Annotated in this window: 21 protein-coding genes and 1 other annotated feature; of the genes, 5 read left to right on the top strand and 16 right to left on the bottom strand. The window is 48.8% G+C overall.

The features are described from left to right. Positions 1-122: 122 nt before the first annotated feature. The 7 genes from AC0YN3_RS11310 to ilvB form a co-directional block, all read right to left on the bottom strand. Positions 123-539: a hypothetical protein gene (locus AC0YN3_RS11310; protein ID WP_183567557.1), complete on the bottom strand. Its 417-nt coding sequence runs from the start codon at positions 537-539 to the stop codon at positions 123-125. Positions 540-805: 266 nt separating this feature from the next. Next, the gene (locus AC0YN3_RS11305) at positions 806-1,354 is read right to left on the bottom strand and encodes a peroxiredoxin (RefSeq protein WP_138752673.1); all 549 of its coding nucleotides are present in this window, start codon (positions 1,352-1,354) and stop codon (positions 806-808) included. Between the two features lie 146 nt (positions 1,355-1,500). Further along, entirely contained in the window at positions 1,501-2,580 is a 1,080-nt protein-coding gene (leuB, locus tag AC0YN3_RS11300; RefSeq protein ID WP_138752674.1) for a 3-isopropylmalate dehydrogenase, read from the bottom strand. Between the two features lie 317 nt (positions 2,581-2,897). Next, positions 2,898-4,442, bottom strand: a complete 1,545-nt coding sequence (locus AC0YN3_RS11295; RefSeq protein WP_475775173.1) for a 2-isopropylmalate synthase — start codon at positions 4,440-4,442, stop codon at positions 2,898-2,900. Positions 4,443-4,564: 122 nt separating this feature from the next. Then, positions 4,565-5,557: a ketol-acid reductoisomerase gene (ilvC, locus tag AC0YN3_RS11290; protein WP_183567566.1), complete on the bottom strand. Its 993-nt coding sequence runs from the start codon at positions 5,555-5,557 to the stop codon at positions 4,565-4,567. A gap of 128 nt (positions 5,558-5,685) precedes the next feature. Further along, complete coding sequence (gene ilvN, locus AC0YN3_RS11285) at positions 5,686-6,171, bottom strand: acetolactate synthase small subunit (RefSeq protein WP_475775172.1); 486 nt, start codon at positions 6,169-6,171, stop codon at positions 5,686-5,688. Next, a complete protein-coding gene (ilvB, locus tag AC0YN3_RS11280; protein ID WP_475775171.1) occupies positions 6,168-7,913 on the bottom strand; it encodes a biosynthetic-type acetolactate synthase large subunit in 1,746 nt (581 codons plus the stop codon). Before ilvB ends, ilvN begins: the two co-directional genes overlap by 4 nt. 558 nt (positions 7,914-8,471) lie before the next feature. Here ilvB and AC0YN3_RS11275 point away from each other — a divergent pair. Continuing rightward, positions 8,472-8,933, top strand: a complete 462-nt coding sequence (locus tag AC0YN3_RS11275) for a GNAT family N-acetyltransferase (protein ID WP_475775170.1) — start codon at positions 8,472-8,474, stop codon at positions 8,931-8,933. A gap of 14 nt (positions 8,934-8,947) precedes the next feature. Here the strand turns inward: AC0YN3_RS11275 and AC0YN3_RS11270 are convergent, their stop codons facing one another. The 5 genes from AC0YN3_RS11270 to AC0YN3_RS11250 form a co-directional block, all read right to left on the bottom strand. Then, positions 8,948-9,310, bottom strand: a complete 363-nt coding sequence (locus AC0YN3_RS11270) for a hypothetical protein (RefSeq protein ID WP_475775169.1) — start codon at positions 9,308-9,310, stop codon at positions 8,948-8,950. Between the two features lie 202 nt (positions 9,311-9,512). Next, positions 9,513-9,872 (bottom strand): 50S ribosomal protein L20, encoded by a 360-nt coding sequence (gene rplT, locus AC0YN3_RS11265; RefSeq protein WP_054028358.1) that lies wholly within the window; start codon positions 9,870-9,872, stop codon positions 9,513-9,515. A 50-nt stretch (positions 9,873-9,922) separates the two neighbouring features. Beyond that, positions 9,923-10,120, bottom strand: coding sequence for a 50S ribosomal protein L35 (gene rpmI / locus AC0YN3_RS11260; RefSeq protein ID WP_053374531.1), 198 nt, complete (start codon positions 10,118-10,120; stop codon positions 9,923-9,925). 34 nt (positions 10,121-10,154) lie between these two features. Further along, positions 10,155-10,652: a translation initiation factor IF-3 gene (infC, locus tag AC0YN3_RS11255; protein ID WP_475775616.1), complete on the bottom strand. Its 498-nt coding sequence runs from the start codon at positions 10,650-10,652 to the stop codon at positions 10,155-10,157. Positions 10,653-10,708: 56 nt separating this feature from the next. Then, positions 10,709-10,866, bottom strand: a sequence feature (ribosomal protein L20 leader region). 107 nt (positions 10,867-10,973) lie between these two features. Then, positions 10,974-12,209, bottom strand: coding sequence for a glycosyltransferase family 2 protein (locus tag AC0YN3_RS11250; RefSeq protein ID WP_475775168.1), 1,236 nt, complete (start codon positions 12,207-12,209; stop codon positions 10,974-10,976). A gap of 799 nt (positions 12,210-13,008) precedes the next feature. Between AC0YN3_RS11250 and AC0YN3_RS11245 the strand changes: the two genes are divergently transcribed. Beyond that, positions 13,009-13,581: a phosphatase PAP2 family protein gene (locus AC0YN3_RS11245; protein ID WP_475775167.1), complete on the top strand. Its 573-nt coding sequence runs from the start codon at positions 13,009-13,011 to the stop codon at positions 13,579-13,581. Here AC0YN3_RS11245 and trmB read toward each other — a convergent pair. Beyond that, the gene (trmB, locus tag AC0YN3_RS11240) at positions 13,578-14,345 is read right to left on the bottom strand and encodes a tRNA (guanosine(46)-N7)-methyltransferase TrmB (protein WP_475775166.1); all 768 of its coding nucleotides are present in this window, start codon (positions 14,343-14,345) and stop codon (positions 13,578-13,580) included. The two genes, AC0YN3_RS11245 and trmB, sit on opposite strands and share 4 nt — an antisense overlap. 171 nt (positions 14,346-14,516) lie before the next feature. Further along, positions 14,517-14,726 (bottom strand): hypothetical protein, encoded by a 210-nt coding sequence (locus AC0YN3_RS11235; protein ID WP_475775165.1) that lies wholly within the window; start codon positions 14,724-14,726, stop codon positions 14,517-14,519. Positions 14,727-15,007: 281 nt separating this feature from the next. On the opposite strand from AC0YN3_RS11235, the gene mnmL reads away from it, so the two are divergent. From mnmL to AC0YN3_RS11220, 3 genes are all read left to right on the top strand, one after another. Then, complete coding sequence (gene mnmL, locus AC0YN3_RS11230; RefSeq protein ID WP_475775164.1) at positions 15,008-15,964, top strand: tRNA modification radical SAM protein MnmL/YtqA; 957 nt, start codon at positions 15,008-15,010, stop codon at positions 15,962-15,964. Positions 15,965-16,022: 58 nt separating this feature from the next. Next, positions 16,023-16,619 carry a tRNA 5-(aminomethyl)-2-thiouridylate-methyltransferase MnmM gene (mnmM, locus tag AC0YN3_RS11225; RefSeq protein ID WP_475775163.1) on the top strand — a complete coding sequence of 199 codons (597 nt, stop codon included), beginning with the start codon at positions 16,023-16,025 and terminating at the stop codon, positions 16,617-16,619. Between the two features lie 93 nt (positions 16,620-16,712). Further along, positions 16,713-17,696, top strand: a complete 984-nt coding sequence (locus AC0YN3_RS11220) for a type I phosphomannose isomerase catalytic subunit (RefSeq protein ID WP_475775162.1) — start codon at positions 16,713-16,715, stop codon at positions 17,694-17,696. 175 nt (positions 17,697-17,871) lie between these two features. Here AC0YN3_RS11220 and AC0YN3_RS11215 read toward each other — a convergent pair whose 3' ends face one another. Both AC0YN3_RS11215 and AC0YN3_RS11210 read right to left on the bottom strand, forming a co-directional pair. Beyond that, complete coding sequence (locus tag AC0YN3_RS11215; protein WP_475775161.1) at positions 17,872-19,764, bottom strand: B12-binding domain-containing radical SAM protein; 1,893 nt, start codon at positions 19,762-19,764, stop codon at positions 17,872-17,874. A 156-nt stretch (positions 19,765-19,920) separates the two neighbouring features. Then, positions 19,921-21,468, bottom strand: a complete 1,548-nt coding sequence (locus tag AC0YN3_RS11210; protein ID WP_475775160.1) for a stalk domain-containing protein — start codon at positions 21,466-21,468, stop codon at positions 19,921-19,923. Positions 21,469-21,587: the final 119 nt, after the last annotated feature.

The following is a 21,587-nucleotide window of genomic DNA, read 5'->3' as shown; positions in this document are numbered from 1 at the left end:
TAGTATGATTCGTTTCTGTCATTCCGGTTTCGGGGGGTACATTATGAGAACATCTTCATTTATTTTAAAACAAATTAATAAAAGCCTCCCAAAAGGAGGCTCACCATTCATGTTTAAAAAAACTAAACGGAAGTACGGCGTTGACGTAGCTTGTTCCTTCTGTTATTCAGCATCCCAAGACGCTTCTTAAGGACAAGCTGCCATTCCGTATCCTCAATCTGCTTCGCAAAGCTAAGCAAATCGAGTGCCATATCAATTTGACTGTGAACGACATCCATGGGATCCTCATTCTCGTGATTCACGCAATTTTCAAGCAGCGCCATGCCTTCTTGCTCAACGTACTCCTGAAAATCAACCTCAGCAGCACCGTCTCCATGCGCATATTCAGCTAATATTTCATATTCGTTCTCGATTAAGTAATGAATGTCTACTCGGTGACATACCGGACAAAACACAATCGGTACATTGTGAATATGCGTCCGAAAATGCTTAAGCGTTCCCTTAGTCCCAATCATGCTAGCTCCACAGCAAAAGCTCATTGACGACCCCTCCTTAAAGGTTTGCGTAGCAAACCTACTTCGTAAGCATCAACTAAGGTTTGCGTAGCAAACCTTTAGCAATATCAAGATTATCGTTTAAGTACGCGAACGTTTTATTCTTTCGATCCTGTGGCTATTACCTTATTCGCCCCGCACTACGTAAATTCCTGCTTTTCAATGATAATATGTACCCCGCCATGCCTATAAATAAACAAAACCCGCGCCATCGCATGGCGCGGGTTTTGTTGTGACCGGTACGAAACGTATTATTTCGATACCAATGTTTGTTGGCCTGGTTTCCAGTTGATTGGGCAAAGTCCGCCGGATTGCAATGCTTGCAATACGCGAAGCGTCTCGTCAACGCTGCGGCCTACGTTGTTGTGGTTAACAACTTGGTATTGTACTTCGCCTTCAGGATTGATGATGAATAGGCCGCGAAGCGCGATACCTTCTTCTTCAATTAGAACGCCGTAGTCACGAGCAACGCTTTTCGTGATGTCAGCCGCAAGCGGGAATTCAAGCTGGCCTAGTCCATTATCGTTAACCGGCGTGTTGATCCATGCGCGGTGGCTGTGTTTGCTATCAACGCTGACACCTAGAACTTCAGTGTCCAATTTTTTGAATTCAGCAGCTGCAAGGCTTAGTGCTGTGATTTCTGTCGGGCATACGAAAGTGAAATCAAGCGGGTAGAAGAACAATACCAACCATTTGCCTTTGTAATCTGCAAGTGATGCTGTACCAAAATCTTTACCGTCGCCTGTTGCTGTTTCCATCGAAAAATCCGGGGCCTGGCGGCCTACCAAACGCTCTGCCATTATAGAAAACCTCCTTGGACCTATCCATAAATTTTTATTATTTTTGTCACTTCATCTGTGTGACTTACCTAGTAAATAGTATCACTAGTCTAGAATGAAGTCAATATTATAATCAATATTCATTTATAATAATTATAAACTGGAAACTATTTTCTTAGAGCGGCTACGATCAAATCGCCCATTTCAGTCGTGCCGATTGCTTTGCTCTTATCAACTGCAATATCACCAGTGCGGTGGCCTGCATCAAGTACTTCTTTAACAGCCGCTTCGATCGCCGCAGCAGCCTCGTGATAGCCAAATGTAAGGCGGAACATTAATGCTACGGATAGAATCGTTGCGATTGGGTTGGAGATGCCTTGTCCAGCAATGTCAGGAGCGGAGCCGTGTACCGGCTCGTACAATCCGAAGCTTCCTTCGCCAAGCGAAGCGGATGAAAGCATGCCGATCGAGCCTGTAAGCATTGCTGCTTCGTCGCTTAGAATATCACCGAACATGTTTTCGGTTACGATAACATCGAAGCTTGATGGACGGCGAAGCAATTGCATCGCGCAGTTGTCTACAAGCACATGCTCCAGCTCAACCTCTGGATACTCAGGAGCAATCCGGTTAACCACCTCGCGCCATAGACGGGACGTTTCAAGAACGTTAGCTTTGTCAACGGAAGCAAGGCGCTTGCCGCGAGTCATTGCGATATCGAATGCTTGACGAACGATACGTTCGATTTCTTGTACATTGTACACGCATGTATCAACAGCTTCTTCGCCGCCTGCGCCTTCACGACGGAACTTCTCTCCGAAGTAGATACCGCCTGTCAATTCACGAACAACGATAAGATCCGTACCCTCAAGCACTTCAGGCTTCAACGTCGATGCTTCTTTCAAGCAATCGAACACGGTAGCCGGACGAATGTTAGAAAATAGGCCGAGCGCTTTGCGAATGCCTAGCAAGCCTGTTTCAGGACGAAGCTCTTTGGAGTTGTTGTCCCATTTCGGGCCGCCTACAGCTCCAAGCAATACGGCGTCTGCTCCTTTACAAAGATCAAGCGTTTCTTGCGGAAGCGGCGTTCCTTTCTCGTCGATGGCGATTCCGCCGAACAAGCCGTGCTCCGTTTCGAATTGGTAACCGTAAAGCTCTTCGGTTTTTTTAAGTACTTTAAGGGCTTCGCCAACAACCTCTGGACCGATACCGTCGCCGGCAATAACCGCGATTTTTTTAACTTCTGACATAATAAATGTAACACTCCTCTTTTTCATTTAACTTGTCCTTCAACGCTCCATGGGGACTCGTTGAACAACATGTTTTTCACTCATTCTCATTCTATTATCATTTGTACCACAAAAACGCTCTGATTACAAAGATATAAAATCTATTTACTCTATAGACTACGGCTATAAAGAAGCTGATAACGCCCTATTTTCAATGGTTACGGTATGCTTTGCTTCATTACGCAGACATCATCCATTAGAAATGAAAATAGGACAGCCCCATTGGTCAGCTAAGACCCTGCGGGACTATCCTATTTCCTCATGCGATTCGCTTCACGCTAGATTAAGCTCATTTTATCGCGGCGGCCCGGCGTTTTGCGTTTCTCGATAAGGCGGTTAAGCGCGTCAATATAGGCACGCGCGCTCGCTTCAAGAATGTCCGTGCTCAATCCCCGGCCTTGGGCAGAAACATCGTTCTGCTTCAGTACTACATGAACCTCGCCCTGCGCGTCCTTGCCTTGCGAAACGGATTTGATCGAATAGTCTTCCAACTCCACGATCTCCTGCGTAACTTTGTCAATCGCGTTGTAGATCGCGTCCACAGAACCATTGCCTATTGCAATTTCCTCTACAACTTCGCCTTCGGCTTTGCGAATTCGAACGGAAGCGCTTGGAGTTGACTGGTTGCCATAGCTCACTTGGATCGTCTCCAAGCTGAATACCTCCGGCGTATCAATCAGCTTCTCCTCAAGCATCGCAAGAATATCCTCGTCACTGACCGTTTTCTTTCGATCCGCAAGATCCTTAAACTTAGCGAACGCTGCATTGACCGCTTCGTCCTCGAGCTCGTAACCGAGATCGATCAGCTTCTCGCGGAACGCATGGCGACCAGAGTGCTTGCCGAGCACGAGCTTCGATTCCTTCAGACCGATGGTTTCGGGAGAAATAATCTCATATGTCGTCTTCTCTTTGAGCATGCCGTCCTGATGAATGCCGGACTCATGCGCGAAAGCATTGGCTCCGACGATTGCTTTGTTGCCAGGAACGACCATGCCTGTCAGCTTGCTGACTAGGCGGCTTGTTTTTGCGATTTCCTTCAAGTTCAATGTTGTTTGCGCGCCGAAATAATCCGGACGAGTGGCGAGCGTCATCGCGATTTCTTCAATTGCGGTGTTTCCTGCACGCTCGCCAATCCCATTGATCGTACCCTCGATTTGATCCGCGCCGTTTAGTATCGCTGCAAGGGAATTGGCTGTCGCCATGCCCAAGTCATCATGACAGTGTGCGCTCAACTGGATCTTCTCGATATTCGGTACATTTTCCTTCAAGGTCTTGAAGATATTTCCGAATTCAAGCGGATTCAAATAACCGACCGTATCTGGAATGTTGACAACCGTAGCTCCCGCGTTGATGGCCATCTCTACGACCTGGCATAAGAAATCCAGTTCCGTACGTCCGGCATCCTCAGCCGAGAACTCGACCTTGTCGAAATATTTCTTCGCATAACGAATCGCACGCTCCGCCGTTTCCAGCACCTGATCCTTCTCCATGCGCAGCTTGTGCTTGCGATGGATGGGGCTCGTAGCAAGAAATACGTGGATGCAAGGATCCTGCGCACCAATAAGCGCTTCGCGAACGGCGTCAATGTCCTGCTCGCGTGAACGGGAAAGACCGATAACCGTTGCGTTTTTGACCGCGCGAGCCACCGCGTTAACGGCGGCAAGGTCACCAGGCGAAGCAGCAGGGAAGCCAGCTTCCATACGGTCCACGCCTAGGCGTTCCAATTGAAGGGCGATCTCTACCTTTTCCTTCGTGTTCAGGTTCACACCAGGAGATTGCTCTCCGTCACGAAGCGTTGTATCGAAAACATAAATTTTCCGCATTTGTGCATGGCACCTCCGTGAACAGAATGATCCCGGCACGCGAATGGATTCGCCTGCGCTGCGGATCCCGCAGCGTAAAGCGATCCGGCGAGCCGGGATATGGTCGTTTCTTCTATCTATTATTACTTCTTGATCCAGTGCATCAATTCGCGAAGCTGTGCGCCTGTTTGCTCGATAGGGTGAGCAGCTTCGTTACGACGGGTAGCCGTAAGCATTGCACGGTTGGATTGGTTCTCCAAGATGAAGTCGCGAGCGAAACGGCCGGATTGGATATCTTCCAATACGCGTTTCATTTCTTTTTTCGTTTCTTCTGTAACGATGCGAGGACCTGTTACGTAATCGCCGTATTCAGCAGTGTTGGAGATGGAATCGCGCATCGACGAGATTCCGCCTTCATACATCATGTCAACGATCAATTTAAGCTCGTGCAAGCACTCGAAGTAAGCCATTTCCGGAGCGTAGCCAGCTTCAACAAGCGTCTCGAAGCCTGCTTTAACAAGCGCTGAAGCGCCGCCGCAAAGAACGGCCTGCTCACCGAACAAATCTGTTTCTGTTTCTTCTTTGAAAGATGTTTCGATAACGCCTGCACGCGTACAGCCGATACCTTTAGCATATGCAAGGCCAATTGCTTTAGCATTGCCTGTTGCATCTTGCTCGATTGCGATAAGGCCAGGAACGCCAAAACCTTCTTGGTACGTACGGCGAACCATGTGACCAGGAGATTTAGGAGCAACTAGGAATACGTCTGTATCCGCGTTCGGCACGATTTGGCCGTAATGGATGTTAAAGCCGTGCGAGAACATAAGAGCCGCGCCTTTTTTGAGGTTAGGAGCGATTTCTTCGCTGTATACTTTCGCTTGCGTTTCGTCAGGAAGCAGGATTTGAACAACGTCAGCTACTTTAGTCGCTTCTGCAACCGTAAGTACTTCAAAACCGTCTTTTTTAGCTACATCAGCTGATTTACCAGGACGAAGCCCGATAACTACTTTCAAGCCGCTGTCGCGAAGGTTTTGTGCTTGTGCGTGACCTTGGCTGCCGTAACCGATAACTGCGATTGTTTTGCCTTGTAGTACGCCTTGATCAGCGTCTTTTTCATAGTACATTGTAACTGCCATTTTAATAATTGCCTCCTTTAATTTAACCCTTTTGAGCGGGTGTTTAAGCAGAGAATGACCCATAAGCAGCGGTTCTCCCCTTAAACTCCCGCTCAAAACGGGATGTTGAAATGAGATAGAATGGGTTGCTATTTCGCGTTGCCTCTGTTAAGCGCCGTTACGCCAGTGCGCGAAAGCTCGCGGATGCCGTAAGGCTTTAGCAGTTCAACCATAGCGTCGATTTTCTCGGTGTCGCCGACTACCTGTACCATAAGAGAATGCGTGCCAATATCGACAACCGCTGCGCGGAACGTCTCAACGACTCCTAGAATTTCCGGTCTAGTAGCCGGCTCTGCATGGACTTTAATCAAAGCAAGCTCGCGGGCGACCATCGGATTGGAACTAAGATCAATGACCTTAATAACATCAATAAGCTTGTACAATTGCTTCGTAACTTGCTCGAGGGTATGGTCATCACCTGAAGTGACGATGACCATACGCGACAAGCCTGCTTCTTCGCTGGATCCTACCGTAATGCTTTCAATATTGAAGCCGCGGCGTCCGAATAAGCCGGAAACGCGCTGCAGAACACCGGGCTGATCGTTTACGATTACTGCGATCGTGTGTTTTTTCATTCCGCATCCCCCATGATCATTTCGTCGATGGTGCTTCCTTGCGCAACCATTGGGTACACGTTCTCTTCCTTGCGAACGACGAACTCCACAACGGCCGGGCCAGGATGACGGAGTGCTTCTTCCCAAGCAGCCCGTGCTTCTTCCTTGTTCGTCGCACGGAAGCCTTTGACGCCGTATGCCTCGGAGAGCTTGACGAAATCCGGGCTGCCGGAAAGGTCGATATGGCTGTAGCGGTTATCGTAGATAAGCTCCTGCCATTGACGAACCATGCCGAGCACTTGGTTATTGATAATAACCACTTTAACCGGAATGTTGTTAATTGCGCAAATCGCAAGCTCCTGCGCGCACATCTGCATGCCGCCGTCACCATTGATGGAAACGACTACGCGATCCGGGTTAGCCATTTGAGCGCCGATCGCTGAAGGGAAACCGAAGCCCATTGTTCCAAGCCCGCCAGACGTTACCCATGAACGAGGCTTATTGAACTTATAATACTGGGCTGCCCACATTTGGTGCTGGCCAACGTCAGTCGTTACAATCGCATCGCCGTTTGTCGTTTCATGAATGAGTTCAACGACCCATTGCGGCTTAAGCTCTACATCCGAGTCCTTGTAGCTGAACGGATATTGCTCGCAAGATGCTTTAAGCTTGGCGCGCCAATCATCCGCTTTGTCCGCGCGTTTAGCCAGCTTGTTAACGACCTCCAGCACGGTTTTCACGTCACCAACGATTGGAATGTCCGTCGGTACGTTTTTGCCGATTTCCGCAGGATCGATATCGATATGAACGATCTTCGCCAGCGGCGCGAAGCCAGAAAGCTTGCCGGTCACCCGGTCATCGAAGCGTGCGCCGATGTTGATGAGCAAATCCGCGCTTTGAATCGACTTGTTTGCCGTATAGGTTCCGTGCATTCCCGGCATACCCAGGAACAAGTCGTTGCCGCTTGGGAATGCGCCGAGTCCGAGCAACGTCGTCGTAATCGGAATTTGCGTTTTCGTTACGAACTCGAATAGTTCTTCGTGGCCGCCAGAGTATACTACTCCGCCGCCAGCAAGGATAAGCGGGCGTTCTGCCTGTTCAATGGCTTTAATCAGCTTGTCGACTTGGTTCTTGTTCGGCGATACGGTTGGGTTATATCCGCGAATGTTAACTTCCGTTGACGGCTTGAACAGCGTTTTGGCAGCAGAAATGTCTTTCGGTATGTCAATCAGTACCGGACCTTTACGGCCCGTATTAGCGATATGGAATGCTTCATGAATAATGCGCGGCAGATCCTCAACGTCACGCACCAAGTAGCTGTGCTTCGTGATCGGCATCGTTATTCCCGTGATATCCGCTTCCTGGAAAGCATCGCTTCCGATCAAGCTGGATATGACATTACCCGTAATGACAACCAATGGCACGGAATCCATATAGGCCGTAGCAATTCCCGTAACGAGGTTTGTTGCCCCAGGTCCAGAGGTTGCGATACATACGCCTACTTTGCCGCTTGCGCGAGCATATCCGTCTGCAGCATGGATTGCGCCTTGTTCATGGCGCGTAAGCAAATGATTGAAGTCGGGATTACCGTGCATCGCGTCGTAAATGTACAATACTGCTCCGCCTGGGTATCCAAATACACAATCTACACCCTCAAGCAATAGGCTTCTAAGCAAAATTTCCGAACCAGATATGACCTCGGGCTTCGAAAGCCTTTCCTTCAATTCCTCTTTTGACTTCAGTGTTGCACCTTGCGTTACCATCAGTCATCCTCCTCTCAAAAAAAACAAAAAAACCTTTCGCTCCTCATGCTTCAAAAAGAAGCAACGAGGGACGAAAGGTATATCTTCCGTGGTACCACCCAAATTTGTTATACCTCTCTCGACGTATAACCTCCACAAGTAAGAACGTCGTGCACATACGTTCATACTATTGGCACTTTAACGCTTGCCCTGCGATTTCCCCTATTAGGCAACAGCTTTCGTTGTTGCTTTTCAAGGAAACAGCTCCGAGGTGAGCTCGTAGAAAAGGGATTTTGGCGATGGTTGCAGCTAATCCATCCGCTCTCTGTTCAAAAGGGCCCTAAGCACTTCGTCCTCATCATTGCTGATTGTGTATGTACCACATGGCGTTTACACCAGTACGTGGTAGATAAGACTTTCTTTATTATATGCCGTGAATCACCGTTCGTCAAGAACCATAAACAACTCTTCCTGCAAAATGTAGTCGGCGCATTCCAAGCCCGTTTCACATATAGTAGTGTAGCCCCCAAACGGCAAACTCATGCAGCGTTCACTTCCGTCCTCCGCTGCAGAAATGGAATGATGATGATGATAAGACTTTATGAGCCAAGGCTCGATGAGGCCGAAGTCGTTCGGCTTATCAAAGACGAGCTTATTCCGTTGTCACATACGGTTCATCAGCACGATGCCCAAACCATTCGCGAGCTGCCGAAGCGGTTTCGCCGAGGTGTTACTTATGTAGCTTCTTTGTCCAAAAAAAGCCCGCCAATCTCCTTTCTACATTTCGAGGTAATCGGCGAGGTGCTTTATTTAGATATGATGGTCACCCATCCTGATCACCGCAACCGACAATGGGGCAGGAAATTGATCGCGCAGAGCGAGGTTTACGGCAGATCCCAGAACTGCATCATTGCAAGACTGTTTGTGGATCAAGTAAATGGCAAGGCCCATCAACTTTACAGTAAATTGGGTTACCAAACCGTCCGTTATTATCCTGAACTTCGCTGCTATGAGATGCTCAAGCCGCTCACCCCGCTATGATCGACTAATTATCCTTAATACCCGTTATAGCCTTGGTTTCCGTAACCATAACCTCCGCCGCCGCAACCGCATTGGTTGAAATTATTGTTACAGCATCCACCGCCGCCATAACCGCCGCCGAAGCCACCGCCAAACCCGCCACCAAAGCCGCCGCCAAGGAACGGAAGCGTACCGATTGCCAGAAGATCAAACAGTACAAGCGGCAGAATTGCTTTTGTCTGCACAACTTTCCCCTTGTCCTGCTTGAGCGGAGCAACGATTAGTTTATTCTGGTGAACCCGAACGAGTTTGCCTGTGACGACAGTGCCGTCTGGACGTACTGCATAGATGGATTTGCCGACCAGTTTCCGTACTTGTTGTTTGGAAACACTATTCATGCATAATCCCTCCTTTCCCTTTGTCCTATAGCATATTCAAGGGAAGCAGCATCCGTCTGTTTGTTTGTCCTCTGCATCAATAAATGTACATTGCTTCATGCCGCCTATATTGATGCCCGAACAGGCCATCCGCATTATCAAAGCAAAAAGGGCTGTCCAACCTCAATGAATGAGTTGGACAGCCCTTATATGTGATTAACGCTTACGCGTTAATTTTTTCTTTCGCAATACCTGCAAGTGAGTTAAACGAAGTCATATCGTTAACTGCCAGGTCAGCAAGGATTTTGCGGTTAACTTCTACGCCCGCAAGCTTCAAGCCGTGCATGAATTTGTTGTATGAAAGACCGTTAATGCGTGCTGCCGCATTGATACGAACGATCCACAGTCTGCGGATGTCACGTTTTTTGTTGCGACGGTCACGGTAAGCGTACATAAGGGACTTACCTACTTGCTCCTTCGCTGTTTTAAACAGGCGATGCTTCGAACCGAAATAACCTTTTGCTAGCTTTAGAATTCTTTTGCGACGACGAGTGCGGACAAAACCGCCTTTGACTCTTGCCATGAATGGAAACCTCCTGTAGGTTGAATTAGCTTATTTGTTGTTGCTTATGATTACAAGTTGGAAAGGCCTTGCTTCAAACGACGAACGTCGCCAGCAGCCATAAGCGGTTGGCCAGCAAGTACGCGTTTTTGACGACCGGATTTGTGTGAAAGCAAGTGGTTACGGTAAGCTTTGTAACGTTTTACTTTACCAGTTCCAGTAATTTTAAAGCGGTCTTTCAGACTGCTGTGTGTTTTCATCTTAGGCATATCAGTTATCCTCCTTAAAGTTCTTCATCAGTTGTTAGCTGTTGGTTTTGGGTGCCAAAATCATAATCATGCTCCGGCCTTCCAGCTTAGGAGCGCGCTCAACGCTGCATAATTCGGCAACCTCTTTCGAAAGACGGTCCAAAATCTTCTGTCCAAGAGAAGCATGTGCAATCTCACGACCACGGAATCTTACGGATGCTTTCACTTTATCGCCTTCGTTAAGGAATTTAATGACGTTCCGGTATTTCGTTTGGTAGTCGTTCTCGTCAATGTTAGCACGGAACCAAACTTCCTTAAGATCAACGATCTTTTGGTTTTTACGAGCTTCTTTTTCTTTCTTCTGCTGCTCATAACGGAACTTTCCGTAGTCCATGATCCGGCATACCGGCGGCTTAGCCGTCGGTGCGACGTTCACCAGGTCCAAATTAAGTTCAACAGCTAGCTGCATAGCATCGCGAATCGATTTAATACCGATCTGCTCGCCTTCTGCACCTACTAAACGCACTTCTCTGGCCCGGATCTCATCATTGATTTGATGTTCTCTGCTAATAACGTGCCACCTCCAAAAATGGTTGTTTCATGTCTCTACGCAATAAAAAAATGCGGGTTCGCTCGAACCCGCATCTCATAACCGTACATGTATGTCAGAGCATCATTTCGTTAGAAACGATGGAATGACTAATCGATTATCGCGAACCAGCCAGCCTTAGCCGAAAGGTGAGAAGCGGGTGCTTCTGCTTGTGCGTCATTAAGTTAGTTGGAAATGTTACCGTGTTACTATACCATGGCCTACGAAGCCATGTCAACAGCTGAAAATATGTTTTTGAAATACGTTACCGAACGAACGTCAACGCTATTTGCTCTGTACTTCCTCGATGCGAACAACGCGTGTATGTTGCGTATGACTCCACGTTTTGTTGTTCTGAGTAAAGAATGCGTAGAACGTAATCGGCCACCACGATATGAGGAAGAACGGCAATGTCAGCAGATGCGCATACATCTTCCACGATTTCACTCCTTCTAGCATGAGCGCTATCGGGAACTGAATAATCCCGGCAAAAGCAGCGATTCCTACCGTCCACCAAGGCAAATAATTATACAGCGAGTCTAGGTAGTTCGTGGATGGGATCGCGATATCGATCCACATCACCAGCGTCAGAATGAAACCAAGCAGTGTATTATATACGGAGATCGTGTAGATCGCCGAATCGAATTTCACGAAGTTGCGTTCCTTGATGCTTGCCCATAGTAGCGGGAAAAAGTAATTGCGGGCAACGTTGAAATGCCCTTGCATCCAGCGAAGGCGCTGCCTTGCCGAAGCCTTGAACGTGACTGGCTTCTCGTCGTACACTTTCGCATCATAGTTCAAGATTGGATAAATGCCTCGCTGCACGCAGCGCATCGAGAATTCCAAATCTTCAACCAAGCTCGTTGCGCCCCAGCCCATATCTTTCAACAGCGCAGATTCGAAGCACATGCCGGTTCCGCCAAGAAAGTTGCTCATCTTGAGGTTTGTCCTCGACAGCTGCCACAAGCGATTGCAATACCAATACGTAATGCCATAAGCTGCGGTAACCCATGAATCGCCAGGGTTCTTCGTATCCAAATATCCTTGAATCACTTGGTGGCCTTCGCACAAATCATCATTCATCAATTGCAAGAAGTCCGGATTCACCAGGTTATCCGCATCGAACATGACAACCGCGTCATATTGGCGGGGCATAGCCCACAGCTCCTTGAGCATCCATTCGATCGCATAGCCTTTGCCGCGAAGCAGCTGGTTCGTTCTCTCGCATGCATGTACCCCCATGCTGCGGCTAATATCTGCCGTGCCATCCGTGCAATTATCACAAATTACAAATATATCGTATAGCTCTTCTGGATAGTCCATTTTCTTCAAGTTTTCGATTAGCGCCCCGACCACTTGCTCTTCGTTATGCGCCGCTACAAGCACTGCAAACGATTTTTGTGCAGCGTGATGCTTTCGGCTTTTGTTTTTGATCATTCCAAAAATAGAAATACCGAACTGGTAAACCGCAAGTGAAGCCATTACGATTTGAAACGCGATAAAAATAACACTAAGAACCATGCGATACTGCCCCCTTGAGACCCCATTTTTTTGCTTTTTTTCAGCAATCACTCATAACTGCCGCAAGCTTTTTATTATATATTTTCTCTTTGAACGAGTGTTTCTCTGCAAACACTCTCGGACCTTTATTGATTCTCCACAGAAACATCTTCTTTGTCAAAAGTTGAATTTGTCTCCATTAGGCTTAATCTTGGCAGAAAAACGCTTGCATGGCATGCCAATGAACGCATTACCTCCTTTTACGACGACTCAGCCTTATTTTCAACCATTTACTGACTTTTTAGCACTAACGTCCTTATTTACGATGGAAGACATGAAAATGTTTCTTAAGTTTCGCTAACCTTGTGTGACGAACAGGTGAACTAGACCATCCCCGATGACATGATTTGCGGTTTCGACAAGTTCTGCCGCTACGACCGAATATATGTCCATTACAGTTTTACCATCAACTGCACATTATTAAACAGCAAATCGCATCAATATTTGCATCTTTTATCTGGTACGTTTTTCCTAGGCATTCTGCTATGCCGGTTGCGGGCGTCCGCCGGACACACAGATGTCCAAATAAATGCTATAATACTTACTTATCTTTAATAATGGGACAAGAAATAGTTTACGCTCGGCTTACAAAAACATGATAAAATTAAATTTATCTAAGGTGAAATGGCTGTCGCTGTCCTCTGGCGGCACAGTGCGTTTCATTCCGTGAAATATAGGAAAGTATGGCGAAACCATATACTTTCCTATATTTTAAGAAATGCACCATTTAAAGTAAGCCACCGTTAGGAGGATGACAGCGATGGAAAGAATGATAGGCTGGCTGAAAACAAGTGAGCAAAAAATGCTGATTTGGGCAAATCGGAGACCTTCTGGGGGGAAACGACAGCGATTTCTGGGTAAATGGCTAAGCACAGTCACACATATGGGCGGCGCTACCTTCACGCTCGCAACCGCCCTGCTATATGCAATACTCGCACCTGCACCATGGAGCCTTACGGGCTGGCAATGCTTGACTGCGGTTATCATCAGCCACCTGCCTGTGGCCGTCGTAAAACGGAAATTCAAACGGCTTAGGCCTTACCAGGCGATGCCGGACGTCAATACGGGACATAATCCGTTAGTGGATTCTTCCTTTCCATCCGGCCATACCACCGCTATATTCGCATGGCTCGTCCCGATCCTGCTGACCAGCGGAGTCTGGTTAACCTTGCTCATCCCCATTGCGCTTATAATAGGTGTATCGGTGGGATGGTCAAGGATGTACTTGGGCCTGCATTATCCTTCAGACGTTGCGGCAGGCGCGCTAATCGGAACAGTGACTGCAATAGCCGTCAATTATTCATGGGTAGGCACGGCTGTAGGAATCAACTAATCATTTTCTTCCTCTGAATCGCTATCTTCCGCCTTGCTGGCTTCTGCTTCTTCCTTTAATGACTTCTCCTGCTTCGCTTCGCGATGCTTCTGGAGTGCCTCGGAGCCGATTACGGCTTCAACGCGGTATATGTTTTGCCCTTTTTCCATAAACTTCATTTCATACTCGGTAAACACAAGGTCCTCTCGGGGGCCTTCTTTATGTAGATGGAGCGATATATTGCGCATAATAAGCTCCATCTCTGCGAAGCTATTCAAGGAAAACTCAAACAAAGACTGCGAGTCGGTCTTGAAATGGATTTCACCGCGCTCATTGAGCAGCTCGATATACTTGGCGACAAGTCTCGGGTGCGTAAGTCTCCGGCGGGCATGCTTCGCTTTAGGCCAAGGATCACTGAAATTAAGATGAACGCGTTCGATTTCTCCAGGTGCGAACATCGTCTCGATGCCTTCGATATTTGCGCGAAGCAAGGCTAGATTCGGCGGATGAGACTCCCCTTTTTGTTCCCAGACAATCCGAGCCTTATCGCTCGCCCGGCGCAGCAACTCGTCATACATATCGACGCCGATGAAGTTGATATGCGGATAGCGAACGCTCATTTGGCTAATAAAGCGGCCTTTCCCCATCCCCAGCTCGACGTATATCGGCTGATCGTTTCCAAAAAACTCACGCCATTTCCCTTTGTGGGGAGCGGCATCAAGCACAACCAGCTCCGGTTGGCCCTCTAAACTTTCACGAATTCCTTTTCTTCCTCTTAAACGCATATGCAGTGATTCCTCCAATTATCGTAGACGATGCAACGAATAGACTATTCCTTATTGTGCCCAACAATCTAAACAATGTAAAGAGGTCTAATCAAACGGGCCGCTCATTGAAAAAAGCCGGCATCCGTTATTGGATACTCGGCTTTATGGGTTTTGCTCGCTTAACCATGCTTAAGATAAAAGCTGGTAAGGAATGGGGCCATTCTCTTGCTGCTCGCGCTCGTAAGTATCGACCAGCACTTCATTAAGTTTCTTCCGGGCAGAAATTTCTACGCCGTGGTTATTGTGAAAACGGACACCCGTAAGTGCCATCAGTTCTTTTACAGTTAGCTCGACAGTTACGGTATCATCGCCGCGCAAAATTTTGGATACATTATTCATCTCTAATCACCTCATCGATTTATTGTAAGAGTATTTCCATTTAATCGACGTTTCATGAATACAGGTGCAATTGGGCTATGTCAGGTTTATTTGTTGTTATGTCGCACTTTTAATATAACACTTCATGTAAGGTTAAGCAAGCCCAAATTACTCCATTTCAAAAATAATTTCCAATTAAAGCGGTTTCCGAACATTCAAACCTCTGCTTGAGATCAAACGTGGCTTTTCCGCTCGTTTTTCGCTAAAATATAGGATGTATGTGTTGAAAGTAGGGGAAATCGATGATTGGATTAGACACATCGCAGCCATCACTCTGGGGCGATAAACGATTTCATACATGGAATTACGAAATGCGGGAGCAATTCGGCGGGAAAGTGTTCAAGGTAACGCTCGATGCCGGCTTCACCTGTCCGAACCGCGACGGCTCAATCGCGAAAGGCGGCTGTACGTTCTGCAGCGCACGCGGCTCAGGAGATTTTGCCGGCAGCCGCCGTGACGATCTGGTCACGCAGTTCAATAACATTCGCGACCGCCAGCATCAGAAATGGCAGGAGGCGCAATATATCGGATATTTCCAGGCGTATACGAATACGTATGCGCCTGTTGAGGAACTGCGTGAGTATTATGAGATCATTTTAAAGCAGCCCGGAGTCGTTGGCCTTTCTATAGCAACCCGTCCCGATTGTTTGCCTGACGATGTCGTTGATTATTTGGCCGAGTTGAATGAGCGTACCTACCTTTGGGTGGAGATGGGTCTTCAGACCGTGCACGAATCGACCTCCGAGCTCATCAACCGGGCACATGACACCGCGTGCTTCGTTGATGCCGTGAACCGGCTTCGCGCTCGCGGCATTCGCGTCTGCGCACACGTCATATACGGGCTTCCGCAGGAAACACATGAAATGATGCTCGAAACGGGGCGTGCGGTTGCCCAAATGGATGTACAGGGCATTAAGATCCATTTGCTGCATCTCATGCGCAAGACGCCAATGGTTCGCCAGTATGAAGCCGGCCTTCTGCAGTTTTTGGAGCAGGACGAGTACGTGAATCTGATTGTCGATACCCTTGAGTTTCTGCCTCCCGGGATGATTGTTCACCGTCTCACCGGGGATGCGCCGCGCGATCTTCTGATCGGACCGATGTGGAGCCTAAACAAATGGGCAGTGCTTAACGCGTTCGACGATGAGCTGAAGCGCCGCAATACTTGGCAGGGAAAGCTTTGGCACTCAGAGTCATAGGCTGCAATGCATGCTAAACATTAGCCTGCGGTTCCAACCACAGGTATAGGAGGTTGCCATGGGTTTTCTATCCGTCCTAAGCATGGCTCACAAATGGATCGCTGAGCGCACTTCGCCAGGGGACATCGTAATTGATGCTACCGCCGGCGGCGGTGTCGATACACTAATGCTCGCAGAGCTTGTCGGACCGAAGGGTACCGTATATGCCTTCGATATTCAGCAGGAAGCGCTCGATCGCACGCAGGACCGGCTCTCTTCGTTAGCAAGCGCCAATAAGCTGCCGGATGTGAAGCTGTTGCTTGAGAGCCATGCAGGCATGGCATCCGTAGTTGACGGCAACGCAATCGGACAAGTCGCAACCGTTATGTTCAACCTCGGCTACTTGCCGGGAAGCAGCGACCTTACGGTTATTACCGAACCCGCGTCAACGTTGCTCGCGCTTGAAGACGCACTCCGTTTGCTGCGTCCTGGCGGAATCATTACCTGCGTCTTATATCCCGGCCATCCTGGCGGGGCAGACGAAGCAAACAGCGTAGAGCAATGGGCGGCGCAGCTTCCCCAGCATTCCGCGCAGACGGTAATATATCGGCAATTGCAGCGCGCTTCGGCGCCTTATCTCATTGCAATTGAAAAACGTCCAGCCGCGGCTAGGTAATTGGTTACTAGATTATGATACGAAAGGGCGCTATTATCGAATATGATGCAGCTGCAGCAGCCCTACATATAATAGAAATGGGAGAGATCAGAGATGACAGTAAAACCATATCCATTACAGTTTAAAGCAGAGATGAAAGAAAGAATTTGGGGCGGGCGCGCTTTGGAGGGCTTTGGCCTTGAGCTTCCTGAAGGCTCGATCGGCGAAGGCTGGATGATCGGTGACCATCCAAATGGGACAACCAAGGTTATGAATGGCGAGCTTTCAGGCACCGGCCTTGATCAAATTCGCGAGACTTACGGTCCGGTTTGGTTCGGCACACAGGGCTTTTCCGAAAAAAACGGCCGTTTCCCGCTTCTTATTAAGCTTCTCGATTGCAACGACGATCTTTCCATCCAAGTACATCCAACCGATGCATACGCGGGCCTGCCTGCCGGCGAGCTCGGCAAAACGGAGATGTGGTATATTCTTGCTGCCAAGCCAGGCGCAAAAATCATTTATGGCTTGAAGGACGGAGTGGACCGCTCCAGCATGGAAGCCGCTATTACAGAAGGACGCATCATGGAAACGCTGCAGGAGGTATCCGTTCAAGCCGGGGATGCATTCTACATTCCTGCCGGTACGGTGCACGCGCTTTGCTCCGGCGTTGTCGTAGCCGAGATCCAGCAAAACTCCGATACGACCTACCGATTGTTCGATTACGACCGTCCAGGCCTTGACGGACAGCTGCGTGAGCTGCATATCGAGGATTCCCTCAACGTGATTGCCTATGAAGGCGCAGGCGCTGCACGCATGAAGACCGACCATGCCGTGGCAGGCGAATGGCTGACGATTGCTTCTTCTCCTTACTTTGTCGTAGAGAAAGGCATTGTTGCCGCACCATGGCAGCTGTCCACTTCCTTGGAGAGCTTCGTTATTCTAGTCATTGCTGAAGGCGACGGCGCATTGAAATGGGATGACGGCGAGCAAGCCGTGAAAGCAGGCGAATGCTTCCTGCTTCCTGCCAACCTCGGCAGCTATGAGCTATCTGGCAGCATGACCGTGCTTAGAAGCATCGTACCCGCTGCTGTTGTTTAACGCTTACGATACAAGAAGAAACGGCTTCGCCGTCCTCCGCGTGAGGACGGTATCCGTTTCTCGTAAAAATAGAAGAATACTTTATCGCGTGAAACCTATAAAGTCTTATAATTTGCAAAAAACCGCCTTCCCTAGGCATGGCCTAGGGCGGCGGTTCTTTTCATTTTATGTCAGATTAGCTTTGCAGCGCCTCTTGCTCGACTTCAATCGTTAACGTAAATGGCCGCGGCTTCGGCTTGCTGCTTCCGGCTTCAAGCGCATAGAGTACGGCAAGCAGCGTATGGCGTCCGCGAACGACCTCCCCCGTTGACAGGAACGTCGCGAGATCAAACGGCAGCTTCTCGATTACCGCATGCTTGTGCAGCTCCTTCTCACCGAGCTTTAACGCGGCGAACTCCGGCGATACATCCGCAGGACGCTCTGCCAATCGGCGCATCCATCCGCTCCATACAGACTTGTCCATCGTAAACTCCCACCAGGTTTTGCGCGGTTTGTAGTTATGGTTCAGGAAATAATCATATTTCATTAATCCCAGCACCACATCCGAATCAAGACGCGAACCGGCAATCGCCAGCACTTCATCAAACGTAAACGATTGCTTCTCGGCATCCTCCTGCGGAACAGGTAATGATCCTATCGCTAACTTGCCCGAGCGCGGCAAGGATTCAAGGAATGCCCAGAGCCGTGAGTACAGATCCTCAAGCTGGTGGCCGATTTTTTGCCAGCCGCTGCGCTCCCAGAAATCGCCAAAGGCCTGGAAGAAATCAAACGGCGACGGAAATACGCGATCGACCAAGTAAAGCAGCGTATGGTCCATCCGATGGGCATTCCAGTATTTCTCAAGCACATCCTCTACCCGCTTAATGCGAACGATATCGCCGAAAGGCATGAGATCATTCCCAAGCATTTCATAGGGCGAGCGGTCCATGTAGATATAGCCCCATTTGTCTGCTTCCCGCCGCAAGCCGGTGCCGCGAAGCATTTTGAGAAAGCCAAGCTGGAGCTCTTCCGGCCTTAGCTCGAACACATCGTTGAACGTACCCCTGAACGTATCGTAGTTCTCAAGCGGCAAGCCCGCAATCAAATCGAGATGCTGATCGATCTTTTGCGAGTTTTTCACCTTCATGACCGTACGGACAAGCTTCATCCAGTTTTGGCGGCGCTGCACCGCCTCGTTTGTTGAATCATTGGTCGACTGCACGCCGATTTCGAAGCGGAAGATGCCGGCTGGCGCATGCTCTGCCAGATAGTCAAGCACCTCAGGGCGCATAATATCAGCTGTAATCTCGAATTGAAAAACGCAGCCTTGATGGTTTTTGATCAGAAACTCAAAAATTTCGAGTGCGTAATCCCGTTTGATGTTAAAGGTTCTATCCACGAACTTAATGAGCTTGGCGCCTTTCTCGATCAAATACAAAATATCTGCTTTCGTACGCTCCATATCGTAGTAGCGGACGCCGACCTCGATGCTCGATAAGCAGAACTGGCAGCTGAAAGGACAGCCGCGGCTTGTCTCGAAATACACCACACGGCTGCCAAGATGGGGAATATCCTCCTCGAAGCGATGCGGGGAAGGCAGCTCGTTCAGGTTCAGCTTCGGGCGCGGAGGGTTAATAAGCACCTCGACGCGATCCTCGCGCTGCTTTCTGTAGGTAACGCCGAATACCATATGGTACTTCCCGTCTCCCTCGATCTCCGTCAGCAGATGATGGAAGGTCTCTTCGCCTTCCCCAACCACGATAAAGTCGATCTCCTGCACGCGTTCCATCCAATAGTCCATATCGTAGCTGACTTCCGGTCCGCCGAGAATAATTTTGATTTCCGGCATGATTTTGCGCAGCATGTTAATGACCGTAATCGTTTCCTCAATGTTCCAAATGTAACAGGAGAAGCCTACGACGTCCGGTTTGCGCGAATAGATATCCGAGACAATGTTCATCACCGGGTCTTTGATCGTATATTCCGCGATTTCAATATCGAATCGGTCGCCGCTGAACGCCTTCAGGCAGCGCAGGGCAAGCGATGTGTGTATAAATTTAGCGTTTAAGGTGGACAGTACCACTTTCATAGCATAACCTCTCTAACTTAAGCATTTGCTTTCCGTGCGGAATTAAGTAATGCACTCCCGCATCGAGCAAGATGCCTTCTATTGTACCGAAAAAAAGCAAAAAAAAGAAGAGGCATCGAACGGGCGCTCATTCCGCCAGCTTATGCCTCTATCCTTTTACACGCGCACTTTAATAAATAGCTCGTTTTTGAGCTGCATATCGATGACAGGGAAACGTACCCGCCACTTGTCCCCGCCAAGCGCAGTCACCTCGCCCGAGGCAAAGCCCCGCGGCTCGAAGCCGTATTCGCGCTCATAGTTGACCAATACTTGAATTTTCTCGTCCGGCAGCATTTCATGGAACTCATGGCCTAAGTTGATGGCCCATAAGCGAAGCTCCTGGGCGGAGGCAGCGCCGTAATACATATAGAATAAAGGATCTATCTCAGCCGTGAGCACCAGCCAGCCCGAGGAATCGCGGTTAGCCGCCCACTTCGTGAATGCTGCGTCGCCCTCTGTCGTGGAGAGCATGCCATATTGATCCTTAAGCAGCTTCTCGATGTCTGTCAATGGCGCTCCCACTAAGGTTGCCGGCAAGCTCGAAGGCAAAAACTTGGCGTCAGCGATATCCTTCTCTGTAATTTCGCTGTTCAAGCTTGCCGCATGAATGACGGACACGGCAAAATTGAGGTCAGCGCTCGTGCCGGAATAGCCTAGCGTAGTGATCCCCACTAGATCTCCGAATTCATTAAACAATGCGCCGCCAGAGCTTCCGTGATCAATTGGAGCGCTCGTTTGTATATATCTAATGCCATCCTGATACGTGATATTGCTGATCAGACCGTCAGAAACCGTATTCTGCAGCCCAAGCGGGCTGCCGATTGCTACGACCTTTCCGCCTTTGTACGAATTGAGTCCGTAACCTAGCGTGACAGGCGCGATTCCGATCGCTCCTCCCGTTCTAACGATTGCGAGATCGGCATCCTCGTCGTATTTCACAACGCCAGTAATCGTAAGCTGCTTGCCATTGATCGTTAATGCGGTAGCAGATGCAGCATCCACGATGACGTGATAATTGGTGAGAATCAAATTTTCGCCGATCACAACGCCGCTTCCCTGTGCGCGATTCGTCATGATTAGAACGACGCTTTCATCGAATTTATCTACGATTTCTTTGCTTGTCAGCGTAGGCAGATTTTTTTGCGATTCCAGCCATTCCTCATATTCAGCATTCTCCGCAGCCTCTTGGGACGTAATCCGCACTGCATTTGCCGCTTTATCCCATTTCACCGTAGCGTTAAGCGATTCTGCTATAAAACGGGCCGGCACGAAGGTAACGCCTTTCCGAATGAGAGCAGGTGCATCCAGCTTAACCGTTTTGCCGTTAATGACAGCCGTCTTCTTGCCAACCTGAAGAGAAATAGATAAATACCCTTTGCGTGCGATAATCGTCTGCGTCTTGCTTTCCCAAGTAACCGATGCGCCTAATGCCTTGAAAATATCGCGCATTGGTACGTATGTAACGCCATTCTCCGCATAGGCAGCCGCCGATAAAGAGATTTTCTTTCCGTCTACAATGACTTGCAATTGCTGCGCTGCGGCAGCAGTCGCTTTTGTCGTAACGCTTGCTGCTGCGGCATGGCCGCTTAATCCCGGAAGCGGAGCTAGCAATAAGCCTGCTACCAGCAAAGGACTCAGCAAGGAATGAATCAGTTTTGTTTTCACGCGTTGATTTCCTCCAAACTTTTCCATTTTCGCCATTTGGTATATCTATCAATAATCCTACCATTCCTCATGATGCTTTGTCTATTAAACCGGATTTCATAGAATATGAGTTTAACGTA

It is taken from the genome of Paenibacillus sp. J22R232, assembly GCF_056269165.1.
Note: the sequence above shows the minus strand (reverse complement) of the source record. Positions and strands in the feature narration are given on the sequence as shown.